At 64.7% G+C, this 2,557-nt stretch carries 4 protein-coding genes; 1 reads left to right on the top strand and 3 read right to left on the bottom strand.

Annotated elements, in window-relative coordinates:
* The first annotated feature begins 57 nt into the window (after window positions 1-57).
* The gene (locus AC5JJ6_RS07475) at window positions 58-456 is read left to right on the top strand and encodes a DUF433 domain-containing protein (protein WP_496041432.1); all 399 of its coding nucleotides are present in this window, start codon (window positions 58-60) and stop codon (window positions 454-456) included.
* 2 nt (window positions 457-458) lie between these two features.
* Here AC5JJ6_RS07475 and AC5JJ6_RS07470 read toward each other — a convergent pair whose 3' ends face one another.
* The 3 genes from AC5JJ6_RS07470 to AC5JJ6_RS07460 all read right to left on the bottom strand — a co-directional run.
* On the bottom strand, window positions 459-1,277 hold the full coding sequence (locus AC5JJ6_RS07470; protein WP_496041431.1) for an ABC transporter permease: 819 nt from the start codon (window positions 1,275-1,277) through the stop codon (window positions 459-461).
* A gap of 4 nt (window positions 1,278-1,281) precedes the next feature.
* Entirely contained in the window at window positions 1,282-2,202 is a 921-nt protein-coding gene (locus AC5JJ6_RS07465) for an ABC transporter permease (protein WP_496041430.1), read from the bottom strand.
* Window positions 2,199-2,557: TOBE domain-containing protein (locus AC5JJ6_RS07460; protein ID WP_496041429.1), on the bottom strand; the 359-nt coding region annotated here is incomplete at its 5' end. The genes AC5JJ6_RS07460 and AC5JJ6_RS07465, both read right to left, overlap by 4 nt.

Here is a 2,557-nt window from a genome sequence, read left to right as displayed (position 1 = left end):
AGCTTGGTCCTGTGCTATGCTTGTTGGAGAGTCACGACAACCGAATGAGAGGCGAGGGTGTTCAGTGAGTATCGCGAGTCCGCAGAAATCGGCGGACAAAAACTGAACCGCACGGAAGCCGGCTTTGTCAGGGATGCCATGGTGCTGGAACTCGCCAGCCTGCGCGATCTGCTCAGGTCGCCGCAAGAGGACGCTGCGCAATCCGGGTTGCGAGGCGAACCGCTGCTGGCGGGTACGGATATCCCCGTACATCGCGTTGCCGCTCTGGTCGAGCCCATGGCAAACGGCCGCCTTGATTTGTCCGCAGCCGAAGCGGCGTTTCCCGAGCTGACCCGCGACCAGATCCTGACCGCCTTCCGGCACAGCCGCGCCTGCCCGGTCCGGAGCGCCGCTCATCCGGCCGATCGCCTGATGACGCGTATCGACCGGATGGAACGGATGCTTGTTTCCGATTAGCTTTAAGGGGAAGCAGCCCGCTGCTTCTTCCCGCCGCTCATGACGGCGACGCTCGCCAGCACGACGGCGGACAGGATGATCAGCAGCGACGAGATCGCGGCGATGGTCGGGTCGATCTGGTCGCGCAGCGACTGGAACATCCGGCGTGTCAGCACCGTGTTCTCGCCGCCGGCGATGAACAGGCCGATGACCACTTCGTCGAGTGAGGTGATGAAGGCGAACAGGGCGCCCGAGATCACCGACAGCTTGATCTGCGGCAGGGTCACCAGCATGAATGCCTTCCAACGCGGCGCACCCAGGCTCCTTGCGACCTTCTCCTGGGTCATGTCGTAGCTGCGCAGGCCCGACATCACCGTCACCACCACGAACGGCACCGCCAGCAGCGTGTGCGCCAGCACGATCCCGAACAGCGTGTTGACCAGTTGAAGCTGGATATAGATGTAGAAGACGCCGATGCCGATCAGGATCACCGGCACCATCTGCGGCAGCAGCAGGATGACCTGAAGCACCGGAGTCAGCCGCAGGCGGACGGCGTTGAGGGCATAGGCGGCGGCGACGCCCAGCGGCGTCGCGATCAGCGCCGTCAGGACCGCGGCGGCGAACGACACCCGTGTCGAGGCCATCCATTCCGGCGAGTTGAAGTAGCTGGCGTACCAGCGGAGCGACCATTCGCGGGGCGGAAACTCCAGGTACTCCGACCCGGAAAACGACATCGGCACGACGATCAGCATCGGCACGATCAGGAACAGCAGGACAGAGGCGACCAGAACGTAGAGCCACGCCCGCCGCCAGTGGGAAATCGGTATCGGCTGTGCTGACATCGCCTTACCCCTTGAACATGCGTTCGAGCCCGGCAAGCCGGTGGGCCACCAGGAAGATCAGACCGACGAAGACCAGAAGCGCCACGCCCAGCGCACTGCCCGCTCCCCAGTCGAAATACATCCCGATGTTCTGCTGGATCTTCATGGAAACGGTCGTCACCCGGCCGCCGCCCAGGATCTGCGGCGTCACGTAGAACCCGAGGCAGATGATGAACACCAGCAGCGATCCGGCGATCAGCCCCGGCAGCGACAGCGGCAGGAAGATCTTCAGGAACGCCTGGGTCGGCGACGCGCCCAGGTTGGACGCCGCCCTGACATAGTCCATGTCGATCGCCTTGATCGATGCGTAGAGCGGCAGGATCAGGAACGGCAGCATGATATGGGTCATGCCGATTACCGTTCCCGTATAGTTGTGGACCAGTTGCATCGGCTCGTCGATGATGCCCGCCGACATCAGCGTCGTGTTGATGACGCCGGTCCGCTGAAGCAGCACCAGCCAGGCATATGTGCGGACCAGCAGGCTGGTCCAGAACGGCAGGATCACCAGCGCCATCCCCAGCGTCGCCCAGCGCCGGGGCAGTTGCGCCAGCAGATAGGACACGGGATACCCCAGCAGCACGCAGATCAGCGTGACCAGGATGCTGAGGCTGAACGTGGTCTGGAAGATCGCGATGTAGGAGGAATGCTCGACCATCCGCAGGTAATGGTCGAAGGTGAAGACGCCGCGCTTGAAGAAGGACAGGCCGAACAGCCAGCCGACCGGGATCAGCAGCAGGGCCGTCACCAGCAGCAGGCTGGGCAGCGACAGCCCCAGGATGCGGCGCTGCTCGGACCGGGAATCCGCCGCGAGTTCCGTCACGTTGGGGCGGGCTCCGGCGGGCCTGCCGAGGTCGTGCGCACCCTGGACCGGGATATCCATCGTCATGCCGCCATCTCCGGCACGATGATCGTATCGTCCCGGTGCAGCCCGAGCGTCACTGTCTGGCCGACTACCGGCAGGCTGGTGAACACGCCCTGCCGGGTGCCTTTCCGCACCGCCAGCCGGTTGCCGTCGCCGATCCGGACATAGACCAGCACCGCTTCTCCTTGGAAGATGATCTCGTCCACGGTGCCGGCGATGCGGTTGTAGCCGTCCTCCCCGCCGCTCAAGAACTCCAGCTTCTCCGGCCGCACCACCAGGAAGCGCGGCCCTCGTCCCGCCGCGTGCGGGTTGCTCGACGCGATGGCCGATCCGGCCAGCGACGCACCGCCCTGGGCATCCCACTGGACCGGCAGGAAGG

The organism is Skermanella sp., assembly GCF_059503625.1.
Note: the sequence above shows the minus strand (reverse complement) of the source record. Positions and strands in the feature narration are given on the sequence as shown.

Bases quoted from the DNA above. Each gene is read 5' to 3' on its own strand.
- AC5JJ6_RS07470 (WP_496041431.1), bottom strand. From the start codon at position 1,277: ATGTCAGCACAGCCGATACCGATTTCCCACTGGCGGCGGGCGTGGCTC.
- AC5JJ6_RS07465 (WP_496041430.1), bottom strand. From the start codon at position 2,202: ATGACGATGGATATCCCGGTCCAGGGTGCGCACGACCTCGGCAGGCCC.